Source organism: Ensifer sp. ENS10 (assembly GCF_014852025.1).
Classification (GTDB): Bacteria; Pseudomonadota; Alphaproteobacteria; order Rhizobiales; family Rhizobiaceae; genus Ensifer.
This window is the reverse complement of sequence record NZ_JACVAS010000004.1, coordinates 11,936-35,610: the sequence shown is the minus strand read 5'-3', so window position 1 is coordinate 35,610 and position 23,675 is coordinate 11,936. Positions and strand designations below refer to the sequence as shown.

28 protein-coding genes are annotated in these 23,675 nt (G+C 63.1%); 17 read left to right on the top strand and 11 right to left on the bottom strand.

The genetic code is table 11. The features are described from left to right. Positions 1-162: 162 nt before the first annotated feature. Positions 163-456 carry a hypothetical protein gene (locus tag IB265_RS16005; RefSeq protein WP_057251665.1) on the top strand — a complete coding sequence of 98 codons (294 nt, stop codon included), beginning with the start codon at positions 163-165 and terminating at the stop codon, positions 454-456. A gap of 51 nt (positions 457-507) precedes the next feature. Here the strand turns inward: IB265_RS16005 and IB265_RS16000 are convergent, their stop codons facing one another. After that, positions 508-1,194, bottom strand: a complete 687-nt coding sequence (locus tag IB265_RS16000; RefSeq protein ID WP_057251664.1) for a GntR family transcriptional regulator — start codon at positions 1,192-1,194, stop codon at positions 508-510. 203 nt (positions 1,195-1,397) lie between these two features. Here IB265_RS16000 and IB265_RS15995 point away from each other — a divergent pair, with 203 nt between their 5' ends. From IB265_RS15995 to IB265_RS15960, 8 genes are all read left to right on the top strand, one after another. Further along, positions 1,398-2,441, top strand: coding sequence for a 4-hydroxythreonine-4-phosphate dehydrogenase PdxA (locus tag IB265_RS15995; RefSeq protein ID WP_057251663.1), 1,044 nt, complete (start codon positions 1,398-1,400; stop codon positions 2,439-2,441). Between the two features lie 75 nt (positions 2,442-2,516). After that, positions 2,517-3,503, top strand: a complete 987-nt coding sequence (locus IB265_RS15990) for a tripartite tricarboxylate transporter substrate binding protein (RefSeq protein ID WP_057251662.1) — start codon at positions 2,517-2,519, stop codon at positions 3,501-3,503. 61 nt (positions 3,504-3,564) lie between these two features. Further along, a complete protein-coding gene (locus IB265_RS15985) occupies positions 3,565-4,065 on the top strand; it encodes a tripartite tricarboxylate transporter TctB family protein (RefSeq protein ID WP_057251661.1) in 501 nt (166 codons plus the stop codon). A gap of 34 nt (positions 4,066-4,099) precedes the next feature. Then, positions 4,100-5,638 carry a tripartite tricarboxylate transporter permease gene (locus IB265_RS15980; RefSeq protein WP_057251660.1) on the top strand — a complete coding sequence of 513 codons (1,539 nt, stop codon included), beginning with the start codon at positions 4,100-4,102 and terminating at the stop codon, positions 5,636-5,638. 44 nt (positions 5,639-5,682) lie between these two features. Beyond that, the gene (locus tag IB265_RS15975; protein WP_057251659.1) at positions 5,683-6,621 is read left to right on the top strand and encodes a sugar phosphate isomerase/epimerase; all 939 of its coding nucleotides are present in this window, start codon (positions 5,683-5,685) and stop codon (positions 6,619-6,621) included. A 13-nt stretch (positions 6,622-6,634) separates the two neighbouring features. Next, positions 6,635-8,353: a dihydroxyacetone kinase family protein gene (locus tag IB265_RS15970; RefSeq protein ID WP_057251658.1), complete on the top strand. Its 1,719-nt coding sequence runs from the start codon at positions 6,635-6,637 to the stop codon at positions 8,351-8,353. A 375-nt stretch (positions 8,354-8,728) separates the two neighbouring features. Next, complete coding sequence (locus IB265_RS15965) at positions 8,729-9,253, top strand: DUF992 domain-containing protein (RefSeq protein ID WP_057251657.1); 525 nt, start codon at positions 8,729-8,731, stop codon at positions 9,251-9,253. A gap of 186 nt (positions 9,254-9,439) precedes the next feature. Next, entirely contained in the window at positions 9,440-10,036 is a 597-nt protein-coding gene (locus IB265_RS15960) for a DUF922 domain-containing Zn-dependent protease (RefSeq protein ID WP_057251656.1), read from the top strand. Between the two features lie 55 nt (positions 10,037-10,091). Here the strand turns inward: IB265_RS15960 and IB265_RS15955 are convergent, their stop codons facing one another. The 4 genes from IB265_RS15955 to IB265_RS15940 are packed head-to-tail and all read right to left on the bottom strand — an operon-like array spanning position 10,092 to position 13,065. Next, positions 10,092-10,706, bottom strand: coding sequence for a DapH/DapD/GlmU-related protein (locus IB265_RS15955; RefSeq protein ID WP_057251655.1), 615 nt, complete (start codon positions 10,704-10,706; stop codon positions 10,092-10,094). Continuing rightward, on the bottom strand, positions 10,703-11,410 hold the full coding sequence (phnL, locus tag IB265_RS15950) for a phosphonate C-P lyase system protein PhnL (RefSeq protein WP_057251654.1): 708 nt from the start codon (positions 11,408-11,410) through the stop codon (positions 10,703-10,705). The genes IB265_RS15955 and phnL overlap by 4 nt, the downstream gene beginning before the upstream one ends. 3 nt (positions 11,411-11,413) lie before the next feature. Continuing rightward, on the bottom strand, positions 11,414-12,190 hold the full coding sequence (gene phnK / locus IB265_RS15945; RefSeq protein ID WP_057251653.1) for a phosphonate C-P lyase system protein PhnK: 777 nt from the start codon (positions 12,188-12,190) through the stop codon (positions 11,414-11,416). Continuing rightward, positions 12,187-13,065 carry an alpha-D-ribose 1-methylphosphonate 5-phosphate C-P-lyase PhnJ gene (locus IB265_RS15940; protein WP_057251652.1) on the bottom strand — a complete coding sequence of 293 codons (879 nt, stop codon included), beginning with the start codon at positions 13,063-13,065 and terminating at the stop codon, positions 12,187-12,189. The genes phnK and IB265_RS15940 overlap by 4 nt, the downstream gene beginning before the upstream one ends. A 44-nt stretch (positions 13,066-13,109) precedes the next feature. Between IB265_RS15940 and IB265_RS15935 the strand changes: the two genes are divergently transcribed. Further along, entirely contained in the window at positions 13,110-13,301 is a 192-nt protein-coding gene (locus IB265_RS15935) for a hypothetical protein (protein WP_112997346.1), read from the top strand. A gap of 32 nt (positions 13,302-13,333) precedes the next feature. Here the strand turns inward: IB265_RS15935 and IB265_RS15930 are convergent, their stop codons facing one another. Genes IB265_RS15930 through phnG form a run of 3 tightly spaced genes read right to left on the bottom strand, consistent with a single transcriptional unit; the run spans position 13,334 to position 15,522 of the window. Next, positions 13,334-14,443: a carbon-phosphorus lyase complex subunit PhnI gene (locus IB265_RS15930; protein WP_057251651.1), complete on the bottom strand. Its 1,110-nt coding sequence runs from the start codon at positions 14,441-14,443 to the stop codon at positions 13,334-13,336. A 3-nt stretch (positions 14,444-14,446) separates the two neighbouring features. Further along, entirely contained in the window at positions 14,447-15,055 is a 609-nt protein-coding gene (phnH, locus tag IB265_RS15925) for a phosphonate C-P lyase system protein PhnH (RefSeq protein WP_057251650.1), read from the bottom strand. Continuing rightward, the gene (gene phnG / locus IB265_RS15920) at positions 15,055-15,522 is read right to left on the bottom strand and encodes a phosphonate C-P lyase system protein PhnG (protein WP_057251649.1); all 468 of its coding nucleotides are present in this window, start codon (positions 15,520-15,522) and stop codon (positions 15,055-15,057) included. Before phnG ends, phnH begins: the two co-directional genes overlap by 1 nt. Positions 15,523-15,630: 108 nt before the next feature. On the opposite strand from phnG, the gene phnF reads away from it, so the two are divergent. The 3 genes from phnF (at position 15,631) to IB265_RS15905 (ending at position 18,577) form a co-directional block, all read left to right on the top strand. After that, positions 15,631-16,362 carry a phosphonate metabolism transcriptional regulator PhnF gene (gene phnF / locus IB265_RS15915; protein WP_192494923.1) on the top strand — a complete coding sequence of 244 codons (732 nt, stop codon included), beginning with the start codon at positions 15,631-15,633 and terminating at the stop codon, positions 16,360-16,362. A 160-nt stretch (positions 16,363-16,522) separates the two neighbouring features. Further along, positions 16,523-17,917, top strand: coding sequence for a selenium-binding family protein (locus IB265_RS15910; RefSeq protein ID WP_057251647.1), 1,395 nt, complete (start codon positions 16,523-16,525; stop codon positions 17,915-17,917). Positions 17,918-17,950: 33 nt separating this feature from the next. Next, positions 17,951-18,577: a hypothetical protein gene (locus tag IB265_RS15905; RefSeq protein ID WP_057251646.1), complete on the top strand. Its 627-nt coding sequence runs from the start codon at positions 17,951-17,953 to the stop codon at positions 18,575-18,577. Positions 18,578-18,605: 28 nt separating this feature from the next. Here the strand turns inward: IB265_RS15905 and IB265_RS15900 are convergent, their stop codons facing one another. Together IB265_RS15900 and IB265_RS15895 are read right to left on the bottom strand one after the other, a co-directional pair. Next, entirely contained in the window at positions 18,606-19,295 is a 690-nt protein-coding gene (locus IB265_RS15900; RefSeq protein ID WP_057251645.1) for a glutathione S-transferase family protein, read from the bottom strand. A gap of 93 nt (positions 19,296-19,388) precedes the next feature. Continuing rightward, the gene (locus tag IB265_RS15895) at positions 19,389-19,979 is read right to left on the bottom strand and encodes a VOC family protein (protein WP_057251644.1); all 591 of its coding nucleotides are present in this window, start codon (positions 19,977-19,979) and stop codon (positions 19,389-19,391) included. A 259-nt stretch (positions 19,980-20,238) separates the two neighbouring features. On the opposite strand from IB265_RS15895, the gene IB265_RS15890 reads away from it, so the two are divergent. From IB265_RS15890 to IB265_RS36765, 4 genes are all read left to right on the top strand, one after another. Beyond that, entirely contained in the window at positions 20,239-20,691 is a 453-nt protein-coding gene (locus IB265_RS15890) for a hypothetical protein (protein WP_156414666.1), read from the top strand. A gap of 118 nt (positions 20,692-20,809) precedes the next feature. After that, entirely contained in the window at positions 20,810-21,409 is a 600-nt protein-coding gene (locus IB265_RS15885; protein ID WP_057251642.1) for a hypothetical protein, read from the top strand. Then, positions 21,409-21,999 (top strand): hypothetical protein, encoded by a 591-nt coding sequence (locus IB265_RS15880; RefSeq protein ID WP_057251641.1) that lies wholly within the window; start codon positions 21,409-21,411, stop codon positions 21,997-21,999. Before IB265_RS15885 ends, IB265_RS15880 begins: the two co-directional genes overlap by 1 nt. 12 nt (positions 22,000-22,011) lie before the next feature. Beyond that, positions 22,012-22,539, top strand: a complete 528-nt coding sequence (locus tag IB265_RS36765) for a hypothetical protein (RefSeq protein WP_057251640.1) — start codon at positions 22,012-22,014, stop codon at positions 22,537-22,539. Here IB265_RS36765 and IB265_RS15875 read toward each other — a convergent pair. Then, positions 22,532-23,500, bottom strand: coding sequence for a hypothetical protein (locus IB265_RS15875; protein WP_246805973.1), 969 nt, complete (start codon positions 23,498-23,500; stop codon positions 22,532-22,534). The genes IB265_RS36765 and IB265_RS15875 overlap by 8 nt on opposite strands. Positions 23,501-23,675: the final 175 nt, after the last annotated feature.

The following is a 23,675-nucleotide window of genomic DNA, read 5'->3' as shown; positions in this document are numbered from 1 at the left end:
CGCGGTGGTGCGGGCAGGCAAAAGCGATGTCGAAAACTTAACTAAAGTACCAGTTCCGGAAAGGTGAATTTAGCAACGACTCCTCTTGTAAAGGTTGTGCGCGCAATGGTTGCGAATTGCCCAAATGCGCTACGCCGGGCTGGACTTTACAAGGAGGGAAGTATGTTTGGTGGCATAGGTAAGGCGGTCAGCTCGATCGCAGTGACGAAGAAGATCCCGTTGCAGAGCATCAGCATGGCGCAGTTGAACGCTGTGAAGAATCTGCCAAGCGCCCTGACCGGCCGGAGCGGACTGCCGGGATTGGGTGGTCTCCTCTCCACGTTCTCAAGTGCGGATTTGTTGGCAAACAGGAACATCACGGCGAACCCTGCGCTGCGAGACGCTCTTCTGGCCCTGCAGAAGCAGGCAGGGAACGGAAACGCAAAGGCCGTTGCCAACGCATACTCGAAATTCTGACCGGCGCAAGGCAGCGCCGACGGGGCTCTCATGCGTCGGCGGCGTTGCCTGCTACACGGCGTCGCGCACCCTTTCCCAAGCGTTCATCAGGTGGCGGCCGAGCACCTCGGAAAGCTTTGCCTTGTTACGGGCTTCGAGCGCCACGACCATCTCCTCATGTTCTGAGACGGCCGCGGCCCATTTTTCCGGCCCCTCGTGGCCGATGAAGCGGATGCGCTTCAGCCGCGTCTGCAGAACGGCATGCATATCGGCCAGCGCAGCATTTGCTGCGAGCTGAACGATCGCCGAATGGATCTGCTGGTTGAGCTTGTAATACTGCAGCCGGTCGCCGGCCTTGTAGCGCTGGACCATCTCATCGTGCAGCGCGCGCACCTCGGCGATGCCGGCATCGCTTGCCGCCTCGCAGGCGAGCTTGCCGGCGAGTTCTTCCAGCGTCTGCAGGACCGTCAACATGTCGTGCACGTCCTTGGCGCTGAAGCGCTTGACGACGGCACCGCGGCTCGGAACGAGCTCCACCAGCCCTTCGCTTGCCAGATACTTGATGGCCTCGCGTAGCGGCGTGCGCGACACGCCCAGCTGTTCGCCAAGCTGACCTTCGTGCAGGCGGGTTCCGGGCAATAGATCGCCTTCAATGATCATATCGCGCAGGTGGCTGACCAGCGTGTCGTGCAGCGCCGTGCGCCTGATCGGACCAGGGCCGCCATCCGGCCGTCTCTCCAGAGATGTGATTTCGTTCATTGTTTTTCTTCTGCGTCTGGCGACAGGGCGTCGACCGTCTGTTCCCGTTCGCGCCGATTGAATCAGCGCTGTCTCATTAAAGCATGGAGATCGGCTCTTCCGTCGTCAACAGAAAATGCTGCATACAGAATACAAAAGACTTGATGCAGAATTTTGAATAACGTATGACAGCGATCGGAAGTATGAAGCGGAGGACATCTCACATGACGACCAACGGTGTTGCCGGTAACGGCGCGCGTCCTGTCATCGCGCTCGCCATGGGCGATCCGGCGGGTATCAGCCCGGAACTCACGGCAAAGCTGCTGGGGCTTTCCGATATCCGCGAAGCCGCGCACATCATCACCATCGGCGATCGCCGGATTCTGGATGAGGGCGCAAAGGCTGCAGGCGTTACGCTCGACCTCGAGCCTTCGACCCTCGAAGACCTCGACAAATCAGGAACGTCGCGTCACGTTTTCGTCGATCTCGCACACCTCGATCCTGCTGACGTGGTTCGCGGCGAGGCGACGCTCGCCGGCGGGACTTTCGCCACCCGGAACTTCCGCACGGCGCTCGAGTTGGCGCAGACGGGCAAGGCCGACGCCGTCTGCTTCACGCCGTTCAACAAGAAGGCCATGCGCTTTGCCTATCCGGGCTATGACGACGAGATCCGTTTCGTCGCAGACGTTCTCGGCTTCACCGGCAAGGTTCGCGAGTTCAACGTCCTCGAGAAGGTCTGGAATGCCCGCGTCACCTCGCACATTCCACTCAAGGACGTGGCTGACAACCTCTCGGTCGACGGTATCATCGCCGAGCTGGAGCTGACCCGGGCCTGCCTCACGGAGGCGGGTTATGAAGAGGCGAAGATCGCGGTTGCCGGTCTCAACCCGCACGCCGGCGACGGCGGCAGCTTCGGCATGGAAGAGATCGACATCATCGAACCGGCGGTCGAAAAGGCGAAGGCACTCGGCTTCAACGTCGAGGGACCTTTCCCGGCCGATACCGTTTTCGGTCGCGCGCTGAAGGAAGGCTACAACGCCGTCCTCACCATGTATCACGACCAGGGCCAGATCGCGATGAAGCTGATGGGCTTCGACAAGGGCGTGACCATGATGGGCGGCTTGCCTTTCGCGCTCTGCACGCCGGCCCACGGCACGGCCTACGACATCGCCGGCAAGGGCATTGCCGACGTCGGCGCCAGCCGCGAAGCGCTGCTGCTCGCCGTGCGCATGGCGAAGAAAAAGGCGGCTCTCAAGGCTGCCGCCTGATTTCGCACGCTTTCACGCAATAACGGCGCAGGAGGAGGTCTTGCGCCACAGAACCACAAAACGGGAGGACCCGACTTGAAGAATACCGTCTCCATCGCATGCATCATGGCAGCCGTCTTCGGCGTTGCTGCTCCGGCCGCAGCCTTCGAACCCGATCGCCCGGTTGAATTCGTCGTCACGGCAGGTCCCGGTGGCGGCACCGACATCTTCGCCCGCACGATCCAGGCGATCATCGGCAAGTACGAGCTGATGAAGGCTCCGGTCGTCGTTACCAACAAGGGCAGCGCCGGCGGCGCCGAAGGTTTCGTCTACACGGCGACCAACAAGGGCGACGCTTACAAACTCGCTTTCGGCACGAACAATGCCTACCTGCTGCCGGTTCGCGCCAAGGTGCCGTACAAGGCTGAAGACCTGACCCCGGTCGCGGCGCTCGCTTCCGACGAATTCGTTCTCTGGGTCAACGGCAAGGCCACCTACAACACGGCGGCCGACTTTGCGGCCAAGGCGAAGGAAGGCGGCCTGAAGATCGGCGGCAGTCAGTCCAAGGACGTCGACCAGATCCTCACCTCGATGATCAACGAGGTGACTGGTGCTACGATCAACTACATCCCGTTCAAGAGCGGCGGTGAAGCGGCCGTCCAGCTTGCCGGCGAACATCTCGACGCCAACGTCAACAACCCGAGCGAAAACCTCGGCCAGTGGCAGGCCGGCATGGTCAAGCCGCTCTGCGTCTTCAAGAGCGTCAAGCTTTCGAACGACGCCAAGGTCGCCGGTGACAAGGGCTGGAGCGATATTCCGACCTGCAAGGAATCGGGCATCGCCATCGACAACTACTCGATGCCGCGCACCGTCTGGCTGCCGGCCGGCGTTGACCAGGATGTGGTCAAGTTCTATGCGGACCTGATGCGCAAGGTTTCGGAAACGCCGGAATGGGCGAAGTACCTCGCCGACACCTCGCAGTCCCCCTCCTACATCGCTGGCGACGATTTCAAGGCCGCCATCGAGATGGACGGCGCTGCTGTCGGCGAAGTGCTGAAGCGCGAAGGCTGGCTCGCCAACTAAGGGCAGGACATTGAGGCGGGTGCCTTCGGGCACCCGTCATTCGCTTTGAAAGGTCACGATCATGAGCGAGAACGGTGCGAATGGGGTCTCCCGCTTCGCGGTTGAGCTTGGCGTTGCTGCGCTGACCGGCGCCTTTGGCGCGGCGGTCTGCTACGGGTCCCTCGATATCGGTGCGGGATGGACCGAATTCGGGCCGGAAGCCGGTTATTTTCCCTTCTATGTCGGCCTTCTGATCCTTCTCGGAAGCGCCGTGAATGCGATCCACGCTTTCGTCAAGCATCGCGGCACGGGTGAGATCTTCATCGACGGTCACCGTGCCAAGGTGGTCTCGTCGTTTCTGTTGCCGCTGATCGCCTTTGCCGGCGTTTCCGCCTGGCTCGGCCTCTATGTCGGCACGGCGCTCTACATCGCCGGCACGATGCTCTTCCAGGGGCGCTACAAATGGTGGATCGCGTTGCCGTCCGGCGTCGCCGTTTCGCTGTTCTTCTTCATCGTATTCGAGATCGGCTTCAAGGTTCCCCTGCTCAAGGGACCGGTCGAGGCCTGGTTCGGGATCTACTGATACCGACCGCCCACGCTTTCCCGGGAGGAATGACATGGAAAATATCGGTCTTCTGATCGATGGCTTCGGCCACATCCTCAGCTGGAACCATATCCTGCTGATGATGGTCGGCGTCACGCTCGGCATTCTCGTCGGCGTGCTGCCGGGCCTCGGCGCGCCGAACGGCGTGTCGCTGCTGTTGCCGCTGACCTTCTCGATGGATCCGATCTCCGCCATCATCCTGCTCTCCTGCATGTACTGGGGCGCACTCTTCGGCGGGTCGACCACATCGATCCTCTTCAACATTCCCGGCGAACCTTCGTCGGTCGCGACGACCTTCGACGGCTATCCGATGGCTAAAGCCGGGCAGGCAAGCCGGGCGCTGACGCTCGCCTTCGTGTCTGCCGGCATCGGCGCGCTCGCCGGCGTCGTCATGATCACGCTGCTCTCCGGCTGGGTCGCGAACTTCGCGCTTCGCTTTTCGTCCCCGGAATATTTCGCGGTCTATTTCCTGGCCTTCGCCAGCTTCATTTCCATGGGTGCGCAATCGCCGTTCAAGACGCTCGTGTCGATGATGCTCGGCTTTGCGCTTGCCTCCGTCGGCATGGACACGATCTCCGGTGACCTGCGGCTTACCTTCGATATCCCGACCCTGATCAAGGGCGTCAGCTTCCTGATCGCCGTCATGGGCCTCTTCGGCATCGGCGAACTCTTGCTGACCACGGAAGAAGGCCTGCGATTCGAGGGCATCAAGGCGCGCGTCAAGCTCGTCGAGATCGGCCGCACGTTGATCGAGATCCCACGCTACTGGTTCACGATCCTGCGCTCGACGATCATCGGCATCTGGATGGGCATCACGCCTGCCGGCCCGACGGCGGCCTCTTTCATGAGCTACGGCGTTGCCCGTCGCTCGGCGCGCGACAAGTCGAAGTTCGGCAAGGGCGATCCGCGTGGCGTCGTGGCACCGGAAACCGCCGACCACTCCGCCGGTACCTCGGCGCTGCTGCCGATGCTGGCGCTCGGCGTTCCCGGCTCGGCAACGGCCGCCGTCATGATGGGCGGCCTGATGATCTGGGGTCTGACGCCCGGCCCGATGCTCTTTACCGAGCGGCCGGACTTCGTCTGGGGCCTGATTGCCTCGATGTATCTCGGCAACGTCGTCGCCGTGTTCCTGGTGATCGCCACCGTGCCGCTCTACGCCTCGATCCTGCGCGTGCCCTTTGCGATCATTGGCCCGATTATCGTCGCCGTCATCTTCTCCGGCGCCTACCAGGTGGCAAACTCGGTCTCCGACATCTTCCTGGTCATCGGCTTCGGCGTGCTCGGCTATGTCTTCAAGAAGCTCGAGTACCCGCTGGCGCCGCTGGTGCTTGCCATGGTGCTCGGCGACAAGGCCGAGGATGCCTTCCGCCAGTCGATGCTGCTTTCAGGCGGCACCCTCGATATCTTCTGGTCGAACCCGCTGGTTTCCTCTCTGATGGCGCTCGCTCTTGCACTCCTGCTGTCGCCGCTTGTCTTCGGGCTGATCGGCCTGGTTCGCAAGCGCAAGCATAATGCGGATGCCCCGCATGGTGACGGCAGCGCGGCGGCTTGACGGAGCCGCCGCACCCCCAACATCCAGAGACGACGAGGAAGGTCATGGCGAACACATCGCGCAAATGGACCCGTGAAACCTGGCCGATCGCGGCCGCCATGATCCAATATCCAAACGTGCTGGCCGACGGCAGTTCGGTGCAGGAGCAATCGGTCGAGCAATGGGCAGAAACGCTCGCCGATGTGGTCGATGCCGGCTTCACCGAACTCGACCCCACCGACAGCTGGATCCGGCTTGCTGACCTTTCGCCGGATCGGCTCGACAGCTTCGTCAAGCTCGCCCATGACCTCGGCCTCACCATGCCGGCGATCTCGACTGCGCGGCGCAGCGTGATCGACCCGGAGCATGGCGACGAGTATCTTGCCTACGGCCACCGGGTCATTGAAACAGCGGCCGCCATCGGTGCGGGCTCCGTTTCCTTCGGCTTTTTTGGCCCGCTGACTGACGCGCAGAAGAAGGCGCTGTGGTTCTGGACCGTCGATGGCGTCAAGAACCCCGACGAGCCCGCCACCTGGCAGAAGGCCGTTCAGCGTATTCGTGATCTTGGCCGTCATGCCGAGGAACTCGGCATCGAGCTGGCGCTCGAAATGTACGAGGATACCTATATCGGCTCGGCCGACAGTGCCGTGCGCTTCGTCACCGATGTCGGCTTGCCGAACGTCGGCATCAATGCCGATCTGGGCAACCTCGTTCGCCTGCACCGTCCGGTCGAGCACTGGCAGCAGATGATGGCCAAGGTTGCTCCCTTCGCGAAGTATTGGCACGTCAAGAACTACTACCGCACCGAGGACGAAACGTCGGGCCTGATCGTTACCCATCCTGCGCCGCTGGAGTTCGGTGTGATCAACTACCGCGCCGCGATCCGAATGGCGCTTGCCCACGGCTTCAACAGCCCGTTCCTCTGCGAACATTACGGCGGCGACGGCCTCTCCGTCAGCGCTGCCAACCGGGACTATCTGAGGCGCATTCTGCCTCGCGAATAAGGGAAGAGACGCGATGACCACAATCTTTGACGCACCGGAAGAGTTCGCCACGACCGCGCTTGCCGGCTTCAGTTCGATTTACGCGCGCAACGTCCGTCTCGTGAAGGGCGGTGTCGTTCGCTCGACCCAGGTGCCGAAGGGCAAGGTCGCTGTCGTCATCGGCGGCGGCTCCGGGCACTACCCCGCTTTTGCCGGCTATGTCGGCCCGGGCATGGCGGATGCCGCCGTTGCCGGCGATGTCTTCGCTTCTCCCTCGACCGCGGCCGTTGCCCGCGTCTGCCGCCAGGCCGATCAGGGCGGTGGCGTGCTGCTCGGTTTCGGCAACTACGCCGGTGACGTCCTGAACTTCGGCGTCGCTGCCGAGCGCCTGCGCGCTGAAGGCATCGACGTGCGCATCGTGCCGGTGACGGACGACGTTGCCAGCGCTTCCGCTGAAACGCCTTCCAAGCGCCGCGGTATTGCCGGCGACCTCGTGGTCTTCAAGATCGCGGGCGCTGCTGCCGAAGCCGGCCTTAACCTGGATCAGGTCGAGCGCGTCACTCGCCTTGCCAACGACCGCACCGTTTCTTTCGGCGTGGCCTTTGGCGGCTGTACGCTTCCGGGCGCCAAGGCACCGCTCTTTGCCGTGCCGAAGGGCGAGATGGCGCTTGGCCTCGGCATCCACGGCGAGCCGGGCATCTGCGAAGAAAAGATGGTTTCGGCGAGCGAGTTCGCCAAGCTTCTGGTCGGCAAGCTGCTGGCCGAACGCCCGGCGGATGTCCGCAAAGTTGCGCCTGTCCTGAACGGTCTCGGCTCGACGAAATACGAGGAACTCTTCGTGCTTTGGGTCGCGGTCGAGAAGGAACTGAAGGCGGCCGGCCTCGAGATCGTCGATCCCGAATGCGGCGAATTCGTCACCAGCCTGGACATGCAGGGCTGCTCGCTAACGCTGATGTGGCTGAACGATGAGCTTGAGACCTATTGGCGCGCGCCGTGCGATGCGCCGGTGCTGCGCAAGGGCGCGATCATCGCGGCCGAGCCCGCGACCGAAGAGATCAAGGTCGAGGACGGCCCGCAGATGTTTGCCCCCGCATCCGATGCTTCGAAGGAGAGCGGCAAGTGCATTGCCCGACTGATTGGCGAGATTGCCGAAGCGTTGAAGGAGGCGGAAGACGAACTCGGCCGTATCGACGCCTTCGCCGGTGATGGCGACCACGGTCAGGGCATGCGCCGCGGTTCCGCCGCAGCCGACGAGGCGGCAAAGACGGCGGTCGCGGCCGGCGCCGGCGCTGCAAGCGTCCTGGCAGCGGCGGGCGATGCCTGGGCGGATCGCGCCGGCGGCACGTCGGGTGCGATCTGGGGTCTGTTGCTGCGTTCGTGGAGCAATGCTTTCGACGACGAGACGGCGCCCTCGGACGCCACCATCGTCGATGGCGCACGCCGCGCCCTCGATGGCGTCACGCGCCTCGGCCGTGCACGCGTCGGCGACAAGACTCTCGTCGATGCGCTGGTGCCCTTTGTCGAAACCCTGGAGCGTGAGTTTGCCGCCGGCAAGCGTCTGATCGAGGCGTGGCAGGCTGCCGCCAAGGCCGCGACCGCCGCCGCAGAGGCGACTTCCAGCCTGACGCCGAAGCTTGGCCGCGCCCGTCCGCTCGCCGAAAAGAGCATCGGTCACCCCGACGCCGGCGCCGTCTCGCTGGCGTTGACGGCGCGAATTGCCGGCGGGTTCCTGCTGCAATCGGCGAAGGCCTGAGGCGCTCAACCTTCCGATCGGGTGGCCGCAGTGCCGCCCGTTCGTCTCTCTCTCTCTCTCTCTCTCTCTCTCTCTCTCTCTCTCTCTCTTTCCTTTCGCGCGCGCGAACCGCCCGTTTCTCGCCGAATTGCTCCCGTCGGTGCGGTTCTGGCTTCCGGGAGGGCGTGCCGATACCGTCGGCCGTGGCTTTTTCAACACAATCTCCGGTCATTGTTGGGAAAACCCCATCAATTTTCTCGGCTAACGAATATCTGCCACGGAATTGCCGGATCGCGGGCTATGGCTCGTCTTTCCTGCAGCGTGCGCTAAGTGCTTGAGTTCGTGTGCCGCCGGTTAACTGCCAATGATTTCTGAAGTTCCGAGAAGGAGACAAGAATGAAAAAGAGTTTTGCCGTGAAGGTGTCCGCAGCGTCTCTGGTTCTCGCTGGCGCGATGGCCGCAAACGCAGCCGATCTCGCGACAGTACAACCGCAACCGGAGCCGGACACCAGCAACGGCGTCAAGATCGGCTACCTCGATTGCAACATCGCCGGCGGCGTCGGCTATGTGCTCGGTTCTGCCAAGGAAGTCGATTGCGTCTTCCGCTCGACGATGGGGGCTGAGGCTTCTGACCATTACGCCGGCGCCATCCGCAAGATGGGCGTCGATGTCGGCTTCACGACTCAAAGCCGCCTGATCTGGGCCGTATTCGCGCCTACCGCTGGCTACCACCGCGGCTCGCTCGGTGGCCTCTATCAGGGTGCAACCGCCGAAGCGACTGTCGGCGCCGGCATTGGCGCCAACATCCTCGTTGGCGGCACTTCCGGTTCGATCCATCTGCAGACGGTCAGCGTGACCGGGCAGATCGGCCTCAACCTTGCGGCCACCGGCACATCGATGACGCTGACTGCCGTCAACTAAGGTCGTTATCGTCGGCCTGTTGACCCCTCCCGCAACTGGCTCGACACGATCGGATAAACGACAAGGGCACCGCGGCTCAGATTGGGCTGCGGTGCCTTTGCACTTGAACTGTTGCCATCCGCCGATTCCCGTTTAAGGAAGGCTGGTAGAGTTGTGCGCCGTAAGGGGCGAACGTCGAGGTTTGGATTGAACAAAAGCCTTTGTCTGGGCGTGGTTGCCCTTTGCCTCGCGTCCACGCCGCGCAGTGCGTTTGCCGAGTGGCTGGCGGTCGAGAAGGAAGCGCCCTATGTCATCGAAGGGCAGACGGGCGCGGGCCTTTATGCTTCGATCGGCGAGCGCGGGCCGAAGGCCGGAATTGGCCGGGCGATCGCCCATACCAATTTCAAGCTGACCTGGACGCGGAAGTACGAAGAACAGGCAGGCGCCTGCGTGCTGACGACGGCAAAGCCGAAGCTGATCATCACCTATACCCTGCCGAAGCCCGCGAAGCCTCTGCCTGCGGGCACACGCGAAAATTGGGACATCTTCATCGACGGGGTGCGCAAGCACGAACTCGTGCACGGGGATTTCATCAAGGAAATGGTGCGCGCGATCGAAGGCGCGACCTTGGGGCTCACCGTCCCCGATGATCCGAAGTGCCGCAAGATCAGGACCGAAATGACCAAGCGCCTCGGCGCGCTCTCGCAGGCACAACGCCAGCGCAGCCGCGACTTCGACCAGGTTGAGCTCACCGACGGCGGCAATATCCACCAGTTGATTCTGAGACTGGTGAACGGGCCGTAGATCGCCTCGTTCTCAGCTCGAGAGGGCGCCGAACCTGCGCTCGGCGCCTGATCACTTATGCGTAGCGCACCAGAAATTCCTCGGCCGTCAGTTCGCGGAAATCGTCAAGCGCGCGGCGCAGGCGCTGGTGGTCCCAGTCCCACCAGGCGAGCGTGTCCAACCGCTCGCCAATACCTTCGTTGAAACGGCTGCGGATGAGCTTCGCGGGGACGCCGCCGACGATGGTGTAGGGCTCGACATCCTTGGAGACGACGGCGCCGGCGCCGATCACCGCGCCATTGCCGACGGTGACGCCAGGCAGGATGGTGGCGCCGTGGCCGATCCAGACGTCGTGACCGATCGTCACCCGGTTCGATCGTCGCCAGGCGAAGAGGTCGTGGTCGAGTTCGGTATCATCCCAATAGTTCGGTGCGCGGTAGGTGAAGTGGTGCAGCGTCGCGCGCCAGGTCGGATGATTGGTGGCGTTGATGCGCACGGCGGCGGCGATGTTGACGAACTTGCCGATCGTCGCGCACCAGATCGAGCCGTCCTGCATGATGTAGGAATAGTCGCCGAACTCGACCTCGTCGAGCCGCGAACGCTCCTGCACTTCAGTATAGCGGCCGAACGTCGAATTGTTGACGCTCGCCGTCGGATGGATGAAGGGCTCGAGCCCAAGCTTCTGGCTCATGCGGCAGCCTTTCGCGGCGAGAAGGCCGAGACGTCGAGAATGCGGTCGGCAACGGCGTCGCGGACCTCCTCATCGTGGAAGATGCCGATCAGCGCCGTACCCTTCGCCTTCTTCTCAGCGATCAGTTCGACGACGACGGCCCTGTTCTTGGCGTCGAGCGATGCGGTCGGCTCGTCGAGCAGCAGGATCCTGTGGTCGGTGATGAAGCCGCGGGCGATGTTGACGCGCTGCTGCTCGCCGCCGGAGAAGGTGGCTGGTGGCAGGCTCCAGAGTTCGCGCGGCAGGTTGAGCTTGCTTAAGAGTTCCGCCGCGTGCGCACGCGCCTCTTCGATCGGGGTGCCGCGGGCCTGCAAGGGTTCCGCGACGATGTCGAGAGCGGAGACACGGGGCACGACACGCAGGAACTGGCTGACATAACCGAGCGTCGTGCGCCGGACCTCAAGCACGGTGCGCGGCTCGGCCGTTGCCAGGTTTACCAGCTTGCCGTCGTGATCCATCAGGATCTGGCCTTCGTCCACGCCGTAATTGCCGTAGAGCATTTTCAGGATCGAGCTCTTGCCGACGCCGGAGGGGCCGCCGAGAACAACGCACTCGCCTGCCTTGACCGAGAAGGAGACGTTGGCGACGACGGGCCGGCGGACGCCGTCGCGCAGGTGCATGGTGAAGCTTTTTGCGACTTCGGAAACAACGAGGGGCGTAGCCATGATTTACACCTGCAAGATCGAGGAGACGAGGAGCTGGGTATAGGGCTCGCGCGGATCGTCGAGCACCCGGTCGGTCAGTCCCTGTTCGATGACTGCGCCATCCTTCATCACCATCATGCGGTGTGAAAGCAGGCGGGCGACGGCAAGGTCGTGGGTGACGATAACAGCGGCAAGGCCGAGGTCATGCACGAGCCCGCGCACCAGGTCGAGCAAGCGTGCCTGCACCGACACGTCGAGACCGCCGGTCGGCTCGTCCATGAAGACGAGGCGTGGGGAGGTGACGAGGTTGCGGGCGATCTGCAGGCGCTGGCGCATGCCGCCGGAGAAGGCGCGCGGCTGGTCGTCGATGCGATCGACGCCGATTTCCACCCGCTCCAGCCAGTCGCTGGCGGTGGCGCGAATGTTGCCATAGTGACGATCGCCGACGGCCATCAGTCGTTCGCCGACATTGGCGCCGGCCGAGACCGTCATGCGCAGGCCATCGGCCGGGTTCTGATGAACGAAGCCCCAGTCGGTGCGCATCAGGAAGCGGCGTTCCGATTCGCCCATGCGGGCAAGATCACGGTACTGACCGTCGCGCATATGGTACTCGACGATACCCGAGGTCGGCATCAGCCGGGTCGAGAGGCACGAGAGCAACGTCGTCTTGCCGGAGCCGGATTCGCCGACGATGGCGAGCACTTCGCCCGCGTAAAGCTCGAAGGAGACGTTGCGGCAGCCGATGCGGCTTCCGTAGAACTTCGAGACGTCGTTCACTTTCAGAAGCGGGAGGGTACTCATTCTGCGGCCTCCTTTCGGGCGAGCATGTGACCTGCATGGCCGCAGGCGCGGCGGTCTTCGCAATGATCGGTGTCGGAGCAGACGAACATGCGCCCGCCCTTGTCGTCGAGGATGACCTCGTCGAGATAGACGTCCTCGGCACCACAGAGTGCGCAGGGCTTGTCGAAGCTCTGGATCTCGAACGGATGGTCGTCGAAGTCGAGGCTGACGACGTCGGTGTAGGGTGGCACCGCATAGATGCGTTTTTCGCGGCCGGCGCCGAACAACTGCAGCGCCTCCGACATGTGCATCTTCGGATTGTCGAACTTCGGTGTCGGCGAAGGGTCCATGACGTAACGGCCCTCGACCTTGACCGGATAGGCATAGGTCGTGGCGATATGGCCGTTGCGGGCGATGTCCTCGTAGAGCTTCACATGCATCAGCCCGTATTCCTCAAGCGCGTGCATCTTGCGTGTTTCGGTCTCGCGCGGTTCGAGGAAGCGCAAGGGTTCCGGGATCGGCACCTGGTAGACGAGCGTCTGGCCTTCCGAGAGCTTTTCCTCGGGAATACGGTGGCGCGTCTGGATGATCGTCGCCTCCTTTGTCCGGGTGGTGACGGCGACATTGGCGACCTTCTGGAAGAAGGCGCGGATCGAGACGGCGTTGGTGGTGTCGTCGGCGCCCTGGTCGATGACCTTCAGCACGTCTTCCGGCCCGAGGATCGAAGCGGTGACCTGGACGCCGCCGGTGCCCCAGCCATAGGGCATCGGCATTTCGCGTGAGGCGAAGGGGACCTGGTACCCGGGGATCGCGATCGCCTTCAGGATGGCGCGGCGGATCATGCGTTTCGTCTGTTCGTCCAGATAGGCGAAATTATAAGTAGCAAGGTCGTTCATCGCCGATTACCCTTGAGTGTGTCGACCGCGGATGGGGTCAGGATTTGAGCGAGATAGTTTTCTGGGTGGTTGTGATCGTCGCGGTGGTGGTGGCCGCCCTGTTCTGGGCCGCCCGCAATGCCCGGCGCGAGCCGGACGCCAAGGCGCGCAAGGACGATGGTTCCGGCGATGCCGGCGTCGTCTTTGCCGGTGACAGTGGCGGCGATTGCGGCGGTGGAGATGGCGGCGGCGACTGAACGGTCACCGTGCGTCCATGCGGTTTGCCCGATCATTCGGCCGCCTCCCGTTGTTCCTTCGCCGTGTCGCCGGCGTTGGCCGCCTCGTAGTCGCGGCGCATGCGCCGGACGAGGTCCAGTTCTGCCTGGAAGTCGACATAGTGCGGCAGCTTCAGGTGCTCGACGAAGCCGGTCGCCTGAACGTTGTCGGCGTGCGAGATGACGAATTCCTGATCCTGGGCCGGCGCAACGATGTCCTCGCTGAACTCGTCGGTTCTCAGCGCCCGGTCGACCAGCGACATCGACATCGCCTTACGTTCACTCTGGCCGAAAACGAGGCCGTAGCCGCGGGTGAACTGAGGCGGCTGCTTGGCCGAACCCATGAACTGGTTGACCATCTGGCATTCGGTGACGCGGATCGTGCCGAGCGAGACGGCAAAGCCGAGTTCCGGAAGATCGAGCTCGACCTCCACTTCGCCGATGCGCACTTCGCCGACGAAGGGATGGGTGCGGCCATAGCCGCGCTGGGTCGAATAGGCGAGCGCCAGCAGGAAGCCTTCGTCGCCGCGGGCGAGCGCCTGCAGGCGCAGGTCGCGGGCCATCGGAAACTCCATCGGCTCGCGGGTAAGGTCGCCCATGACATGACCTTCGGGCATCTGGCCGTCGCCCTCGATCAGGCCTTCGCCGTCGAGAATGTCGGAGACGCGCATGACGTGTTCGCCGGGTTCCTTGACCGCCGGCTCTGCGACGGTCTCGTCGGCGATCAGCGAAGGATCGAGCAGGCGGTGGGTGTAGTCGAAGGTCGGCCCCAGCAATTGTCCACCGGGCAGATCCTTGTAGGTCGCCGATACGCGGCGCTCGATCTTCATGTTGGCGGTGTCGACCGGCTCGGAGTAGCCAAAGCGCGGCAGCGTCGTGCGGTAGGCGCGGAGGATGAAGATCGCTTCGATCATATCGCCGCGTGCCTGGCGAACTGCTAGAGCCGCAAGCGCGCGATCGTAGAGCGAGGCTTCCGCCATCACCCGGTCGACGGCAAGTCCGAGTTGCTCGACTATCTGTTCGATGGTGATTGAGGGCAGGTTTCGGTCACCGCGGCGGCGGTCGGCGAGAAGGCGGTGCGCATTGGCAATGGCGGCTTCCCCGCCCTTGACGGCTACATACATGGGTCACGCCTCCTTCAGCGAAAGACGGGTTGTGCGCGGCAGGCAGAGCAGTTCCTCTCCGGCCGTCAGCACGAGATCGACGCCGCGCGGAAAGATTGCGCGGTTGGCGGTCCAGAATTCGAGGAAGACTTCCGGCAGCCCCTTCACGGCGACTTCCGTCTCGTCCTTGATGCCGGGCCCCTTGGCGGTGAGTGCCCGGCCGCCGGTCAGCGCCTCGACTTCAATGACGAGCGTCGTCGAACGATCCGGGTATTCCTGGGTGCCGAGCGAGAACTGGTCGAAACCTGGGAAGGCGGCGCTTTTTTCGACGAAGGCGAAGCGGGCTTCGGTCTTGCTGGCGGTCACTGCGGCGCCCGTATGGAAAGCGATCCATTGCGGAACGCCCGATTTCCCGAGCGACGGCGTCAGCCAGACGGGCGTGTCATGGTCACAAAGCGTCAATGCCACGGCGCCGGCCGCGGCGCCGAGCGGCGCGGGCGGCGTGCTCTTGGCCGAAAGCTGCTTGATCGCGCCTGGGCGGGCAAAACCCTCCATCAGGTCGCGGAAGACGGATTGGGCGGCAAAGACTGGATCTGCGAAGGCGCCGGCGTAAATCTGCGATTGGCTGGCCATCAGTCGTCTCCCCGGACCATGGTGAAAAAGTCGACGCGGGTTGCTGCAGTCTCTTCGGCGTTGCGGCGTTCTTCCAGCGCCAGCCGGTCCGCCACTTGTTGAAGCAGAGCATCGACGTTCGCGCGATCGTCCTCGCGCTGGGCGAGTGCGTCGAAGATCGCTGCAAGCCGCGCGCGCTGCCGGTCCGCACCGAGCAGCTGCCCGTGGCCGATCTCGCCGCTCGAAAGGCGGATGGTCGCGCGCGAGACCGTCGCCTCGCCGAGGTTGAAGGGATCGCCACCGCCACCGATGCGGCCACGCACCATGACGAGGCCGGTCTCCGGACCGCGAACCGGATGAACGTCCGGCTTGTCGGCGAGCGCTTCCCAGGCAGCATTCAGCTCGTCGAGGGTCGCGCGAGCGAGCAGTCCCATGGCTTTCTTGCGCGCCGGATCCGGCGGGCTTTCCTGTTTCAGCTTCGCATCCATCATTTTCACCTCAAATGTCTATTGATCTAGACAACTGTACATCTTATACTTTTCCATAACGTCCGCAAATGACAGGCTTGTGACATGCCAATGCGAAAAGACACGGCAATGCGAAAAGTGGTGGAGCGCCAGACCGGCGTCGCTCTGTGGCGGCAGATCGCCGACCGGATCCGCCTGGCAATCAGCAATGGCGACTACGATGCGGCCGGCATGGTGCCGCCTGAGACGGTGCTTGCGGGCGAATTCGGCGTCAACCGGCACACGGTCAGAAGCGCGCTTGCGGCGCTTGCCGAAGAGGGACTGGTGCGCGCGGTCCAGGGACGCGGCACGATGATCGAGCGCAAGGAAAGGGTGAGCTACCCGATCTCGAAGCGCACGCGGTTCTCGCAGGGGCTCGGTCGCCAAGTGAAGGAGATCGGCACGAGGCTGCTCGGCCACGGCGAATTGCCGGCAAACGGCGAGATCGCAAAGGCACTCGGCATTGCGCCGGGCGATACGGTGATCGAGCTCAGGACCGTCAGCAGCGGCGATGGCCGACCGCTGTCGGTATCCTCGAGCTATTATCCTGCGCATCGTTTTCCGCGCATGGCCGAAGTATTCGAACGGTTGCATTCCGTCACCAAGGCCTTCGCCGCCCACGGCTTGGATGACTATGTCCGCGCCTCGACCGAGATTGTCGCCCGGCATGCCGACGCGGAGGAGCTTTCGATGCTGAAGCTCTCGCCGGGCGCGATCGTGCTCGAGGCGCAATCGCTGAATGCCGATCTCGACGGCTCTCCAGTGGAGTATTCCCGTACCCGATTTGCCGCTGACCGAATGAAACTGCGGATTGAGACATAGAACGCCGCCGGCTGCCCACGGCGACAGGATCCGCACCCGGCCTCAAGCACTCCATCGGGGAAATGTGGCGGATAGGCCGCATTTCCGACGCGTTTTTGCCGCATGACCGGAACCTGCATCAGGAACCGCGCATTTAGAATTCTCGTAGGGGAGAATGGCAATGGCGACGTGGCGACCCGATCCTTCCTTCTATCCATCACCGCGCATGGCCGCCAAGGCTCCCAAGGAAACGCTCGCCTATGTGGCGGCGTTCGATCCCGAGCGGAAGCGGCCGGATGCGATTGCGGTCGTCGACGTCGATCCGGCGTCGCCAAGCTATTCGCAGATCGTCGGCCAGGTCGACATGCCGAACGTCGGCGACGAACTGCACCATTTCGGCTGGAATGCTTGCTCTTCCTGTCTTTGCCCCAATGCGCCGCATCCGCATGTCGAGCGCCGCTATCTGGTAGTGCCGGGGTTGAGGTCCTCCCGTCTGCACATCATCGACACCAAGCCGGACCCGCGCAATCCGAAGATCGTGCGGGTGATCGAGCCTTCGGAAATTGCCGAGAAGGCAAATTATTCGCGGCTGCACACCACCCATTGCGGTCCCGAAGGCATCTACATCAACGCGCTCGCGGATCGTGACGGCAAGGCGCCCGGCGGCATCTTCCTGCTGGACCACCAGAGTTTCGATGTGCTCGGCCAATGGGAAATGGATCGTGGGCCGCAGAAGCTTGCCTATGATTTCTGGTGGCATCTCGGCCATGACACGCTGATCACCAGCGAATGGGGCACGCCGGATACGTTCGAAAACGGGCTGGTTCCCGAGGTGCTGCTCGGTTCGAAATATGGCCGCCGGCTGCACTTCTGGGACCTACACAAGCGCAAGCACCTGCAGGAGATCGATTTCGGCGAGGAGCACCAGCTCGTCTTCGAGCTGCGGCCTGCGCATGATCCGACCAAGGCCTATGGCTTCGTCGGCTGCGTCATCAGCCTCAAGGACCTCTCGGCGTCGATCTGGACCTGGTATCGCGACGGCGACCGATGGGCGGTGAAGAAGGTGATCGAGATACCGGCGGAGCCGGCCGATCCGGATTTGCTGCCCCCCGTGCTCAAGGGCTTCAGCGCTGTCGCGCCGCTCGTCACCGATATCGACCTGTCGATGGACGACCGGTTCCTCTACGTTTCCTGCTGGGGCACCGGCGACATGATCCAGTACGACGTTTCTGACCCCTTTGCGCCGAAGGAGACGGGCCGTGTGCGGATCGGCGGCATCGTTTCGCGTGCATCCCATCCGAAGGCCAAGAACGGAGCGCTGAATGGCGGGCCGCAGATGGTGGAGATCAGCCGGGACGGCAAGCGGGTCTATTTCACCAATTCGCTCTATGGTGCCATCGATCCGCAGTTCTACCCCGAAGGTATCGACGGGTGGATGGTCAAACTGGACGTCGCCGACGGTGGCGGCATCACCTTCGACGAAAACTTCTTCGTCGACTGGCCGAAGGGCCATCGCCCGCATCAGGTCCGTCTCGAAGGCGGTGACTGCTCGTCCGACTCCTATTGCTACCCGTAGGGAGGGGACGATCGTGCAGTCCTGTCGGGGCGAATGACGACGTTCTGGCCGTGGCTTTCGATTGCCGCCCTCGGTGCCTTTCACGGCATCAATCCGGCGATGGGCTGGCTCTTTGCCGTGGCGCTCGGACTTCACCGCCAGGACCGTCGGATCGTGTGGTTGTCACTTGCTCCGATTGCTGCCGGTCATGCCGTCTCCGCCGCGCTGACGCTGGCAGTGGTCGTCACATTCGGCGCGGCGCTGGAGCCGCACAGTTTCAGGCTTGTCGCGGCGCTGCTCATACTCAGCGTCGCCGCCTACGGCGCGCTTTACGGACACCGCCATCGGGTGAGAGTTGGCATGCGCGCCAGCATGGCCGGCCTTGGCCTCTGGTCCTTCCTGATGGCGACGAGCCACGGGGCGGGCCTGATGCTGCTGCCGGCGGTCCTCAGCCTCTGCGTGGCGGATAGTCCCGGGGATCTCGCAATCGCAGGTTCGCTTCCCGTCGCGCTCGCCGCCGTTGCGGTTCATGGCGCAGCAATGCTGGCCGTCGTCGCCGCGGTCGCGCTCGCCGTCTTCGAATGGCTCGGCCTTGCGGCACTCCGCTCGGCGTGGATCAACTTCGATCGCCTCTGGACGCTGGCGCTGGGTGCAACCGGTATCGTGCTTCTCGTTCAATGAGCCTGCTACGTGGCAGCCGGCGGAGCGTCTACCTTTGGGCCTTCACGTAACTGATGTAGCCGCGCACATCGGTCGCCGGTTCGGTGTAGGCATTGCCGAGCGTCTTTTCCATGTTGGCGACGTAGGTCTTCGCCCAGTCCGGCAGCGAGTAGTCGATTGCCGCCAGGAATTCGAGGGTCGCCGCAAGCCTGATGTCAGCGATCGAGGGGGTGGAACCACCGATGAAGGGTTTGTCGCCGATATAGAACGCCCGAAAGACGTCGAGCGGCTCGGCAAGCGCTTCGACTGCTGCGCGGCGCGCCTTCTCCTTGGTCTCCGCATCCGCATCGCTGCAACCAACTTCGCCCGGATAGAGCGGGAAGTTCAGTGCCGGATAGGTGGCCCGGGCGAGATAGGGGTAGAAGGTGCCGATCAGATAGAACATCGCGCTATCGATCATGGCGCGGGCCTCGGGGTCCCTCGGATAGAATTCGTCGAGCCCGTGCTTGTTGCAGAGATACTGCATGATCGCGCAACTCTCCCATAGGGCTCCCTTGGGCAGGTCCGCAGTCTCCACCATCGGTGTCAGATGCGACGGTGCCTTCGCCAGGTATTCGGCCGTCCGGGTCTGGCCGTAGACATCCTGTTCGCTGAAGTCGAGCTTGGCTGCCCTCAGGAAGACGCGCGCCGTCATGTTGTTGACGCTGGGCTTGATCACGTTGAGCTTGATTGCAGGCATGTCACTCCTCCCTTTGCTCGCGATCCCGCAGTTCCGGCTCGCTCGCCGGCGCGGTCGCGTGCGTTGAACGACAGGCGTGGACCACGACGCGCTTTATCGCGGCCGATAAGGATCCTTCGGCTCCCGGTCGGACGACAGCGTTGGCCGTGCGCGCTCGATCAGTGTCTCGATCGCATCGGCCAGGTGCACCTCGGCGATATTGTAGTCGCCGCGTGCGACCCTGACCTTGTGTGCTTCCATCAGCACCTCGGCGTGGCTGTGGCCCGGTGGTGGCTCGAAGCGATAGGAGGCAAGCTCGACCAGCAGCCCAAGCGGGTCCTCGAAATAGATCGAGTCCATGAAGCCGCGGTCCTTGACGCCGCTGTGCCGGATACTTCGCTCGTCGAGCCGCTCCACCGCTTGGGTGAAGGTCGCGCGCGAAACGGCAAAGGCGATGTGGTGCACACAGCCGATGTCCGTCGGGGTTCGCTCGGGATCGGGCTTGCGGTTCTCGTCGGTGAAGATGGTGATCAGGCGGCCATCGCCCGGGTCGAAATAGAGATGGCTTTCGCTCGCCCGGTCGAGATTCGGCTGCTCGAAAATGAAGGGCATGCCGAGAAGACCCTCCCAGAAATCGATCGACGTCTGTCGGTCGGCGCCGACGAGCGTGATGTGATGAACCCCTTGCGACTGCAGTTTTCGCATCGAAGGCCTCCCAGGTGAAGCGGAGGACACAGGACGAAACGGGATCTGGTTTCACCCTTTTCCGCTCCACTCGATTGTCGTCCGTCGCGGCAAGAAGGCAAGCGCCAATGCGGGGGCAAGCTGCCCGCAAAGCGGTCGGAAAGCATCCGACATCTCAACTATTTTCTTCTGGGTTGCTGTGTGTGTATTATGCAATCAGTGAATGTGTCGGCAACGCTCCAAACGGCCTGATGGCTGGGAACAATCAGGGAGTTGAAGTGTGAAGTTTCTCCGGGGAGTCGGTGTTGTCTGCCTGTTGTCTTTTTCGCTTGCAGGCGCGGCGCGGGCGGACGGCTCTGCGTTTGCGGGGCAATGGCGGCAACTGACTTCGACGGCCGGCCGTTGCGATCAGTGCTACATCGGCATCGTAAGACATGGCGACCTGCTGACGGTCACGAGCAACAACGGCTGGCAAGCCGTCATGAACGTCGAGAACTTTTTGGACCTCGAGCTTGCCGCAGGGACCGGGCAGTGGAAGTCCACAGTCGCTGGCGCCTATGGCGGCAAGCATTTCGGTATTCAGTTCGTTCGGCGTGGCCCTGAATTGCAGATGTTCATGGTGGTTTCGCACGCAACAGGCAGGCCATTGTCCATTCGCGCGACCTTCGAAAGAGGGCTGCCTGCTACGAACTGGCGTCATCAGCCGGCGCCGATCGAGATGCAACGGATCTAGGTGCTGATGTCCTGACGCGGGCCGACAAAGACGCTTGCCCCGATACGCGTGTTTTGATTTTCCGTGCGAACCTCCCTATCTTCCGGTTGCAACATCCGAAGGGGCGGACGGAGGACAAATGCCGGTCGTGCAACGATCGAAAATCAGGCAGCGTCTTTTGATCATGCTGGTCACCGGTATCGGCGGAATGGCTGCGGCTGCGGTCTCCTTTGCGACCGCAGTCTATGATGCGGCGAATCCGGTGCCTGCCGTCACCGCAGCCAAGGGTGAGGCGATCGATACCGGCCGGTGGCGGGTGACGATCAACGACGCCACCATGGCTTCCGTGCCGCCGACCGGAACCAAGCCGTTCGAGCCGAAGCGATTCCTGATGGTGGATATCGAACTCGACAACCGATCGGTCACCACCAGCAATGCCTTTATGAACCTGATCGCGATCAAGGACGAGCGAGTCATCGCATCGCCGAAGCCGGTCTATTATCTCGCCAGGGACAAATGGATCGCGAGTGCCATCAACCCAAACATGCCGGAAAAGCTCATCGCGGTCTGGGAATGGCCGGCGGATCGCCCGGAGCCGGAGAAGGTTTCTCTGTCCATCGGCAAACAGATCTACAAGCCGCGTGACAACCTCTACGGCGCGCCCAACTGGTTCGATGATGGCGAGGCCGCGGTGGTCGAATTGGCAGTCACGCAAGATACGGGATCGTCGGAGCAATGATGTCGGCTCTTCGCGCGCTGCTGCTCTCAGTGTCTGCAATCGCAGCGCTGTACGCGATGCGAAGCAGCACGCCTGGCTACGGCGATATCACGGCACCGATTGCCGTTCGTGGTGCAGTCGGCGAGCGGGTCGAGAGCCGGGACTTCGCCTTCGGCGCGGCCAATGTGCACCTGGCACGCCAGGTCAGGGTCGAGAGCTTCGGGCGGATCAAGGAATACTCGACATCCGGCATCTGGCTCATCATCGAAGGCGCGGCCGTCGCGAAAACCGAAACGATGACGCTGACCTCGGCGGAGTGGCTGGCAGGCAACGGTTTGCGCTACGAGCTCAGCCAGCGGTTCTCGACCGTGCCCGGCTATCTGCCGACGGAAAGGCTCGAACCAGGCCTGCCGAGGCCGGTACTTCTTGCCTTCGAACTTCCCGAAGCGGCCGTTGACAAAGGCACGCTGCTCGTCGCCCGCAGCCTGGTGATGCCGCTTGCTGAGGAGCTTTGGATTACGCTCGGCGACAAGCAGCCGACCGATATCAAGCCGTCCGTCACCATTGCGCGCGGCAGCAGCGGCACGCCCTGGACGTTGGCGGCGCGCTGAGGAGACACCGGCATGAGCGAGAAGCGCACGTTCTGGATCTGCCTGCTGGCGCTGGTCGTCGCACTGCCGCTCGCCTTCGTCGTCCGTGCGTGGGAGAGCCTGCGAGAGGGGCATTGGCTTGCCACCCAAAAGGCCGAGATCGTCGTCGAGGATGGAGCGGGGCAGGCCTTTGCCGGTGGACAGTGGAAGCTTCTGGACATGAGGCGGCTGCCGCGCACCAATGACGCGCGCGTCATTCTCGCCGAATTCGAGGCGTCGCCGACCGATCCGGCCGTTCTGTCGCAAGGAGCCTGCCGCGTCCGGCTGATCGACAGTGAGGGGCGCCGTTTTGAGCCCGTCACCCTGACCGAGCCGATCGTCCGGGAGATGTATCCGGAGGTGGCCGAACGCCCGCGCTGCGGTGTGCTCGCCTTTACCGACGCCAAGACTGGCGCCACGGTCCGTATGGCCGAGAGCTTCATCGTTCCCGCGGAGGCGCGGGATCTTTCGCTCAGGATTGAGTTTCCGGGCGCAAGCGATGAAACGCTGATCTTCAAGTAGACGCGTAGCTGATTTCGCTCTTCTCAGCCTGGCCGGAAACCGCATGTTCGAGCATCGCCGCCAACAAGGTGATGCGCACGGCGTCGAGCACGATGCCGCCGTCGAGATCGCTAGGGCTGCCGATGAAAAGGCTGAGTGCATCGAAGACAAGCTGCCAACTCGCGAGGTCGCCCATGCCGAGGGTTCGCGTCGCCGCATACCAGATCCAGGCACCAAGCCAGGCGATGGCGCGGTAGGCAATGATGAAGGCAAATAGCGTCGCAAGCCCTGAACCGAGCGTCAGCTTCAGGCAGGTCCATATCGGAGCGTAGCGGGAGCGGTAGTCGCTGACGAAGTGGTCGAGGAAATCGGCAATCCACTTGCGAAAGGTTCTGGCCCGCCGCGGCCGCGGCGAGGATGGCCTGGCGCGCGATTCCGGGCTCGAAAGCTCGTAACCATTGATGATCGCCGCCATGACCAGCCAGATGATCGGTAGAAGCGCATAGAAGAACAGACCCTCGGCCTCAGTGTTCCAATCGGGTCTTCTCAGTTCCACCGGCACGAAGGTCTCGGCGGCATGCGCTACGGCGGTGAAGGTGAAACCGTTCATGCTGAGAAGCCTGCCGGCGCCGAGCCAGGTGATGACCTGGTCTTTCCAGACCGACAGGCCATAAAGCCCGATGAAGATCCAGCTCGCGTCCGCCGCGACGACCAGCAGTCGCCAGAAGGGTGTTTCGCTGCGCTTGCTCATGCGCTTTGCGCCCCACCGCACCAGCCAGCACAACGCGATCGAAATAAAGACGCCGCGCGATTTCAGGATATCGAAGAAGTCACCCTTCTCGCCGAAGGCGACGGCGTCGAGTGCCAAACGCGAATATTCCCGCACCGCCTCGCCGAGGAAACCCCAGGCGGCGTAATAGGCGAAGAACGGCAGGATGGCGGCTGAGGTGACGGCGAGCAGCCTGCGATCGGTTTTCGGCACCGTGGTCTCGACATGCGTGGCCACCGGTTGTTGGCGGAGCGCTTCGAGCCGGCAAACCGGGGCGAAGCGCCATGAACATCAAGACGATAACGACGAGCTTCGCCAGCACGACAAAGGAGAGCGTCACCATGCCACCGAGCGGATGCTGCAGCCCGATCCAGACTGCCGCACGCAT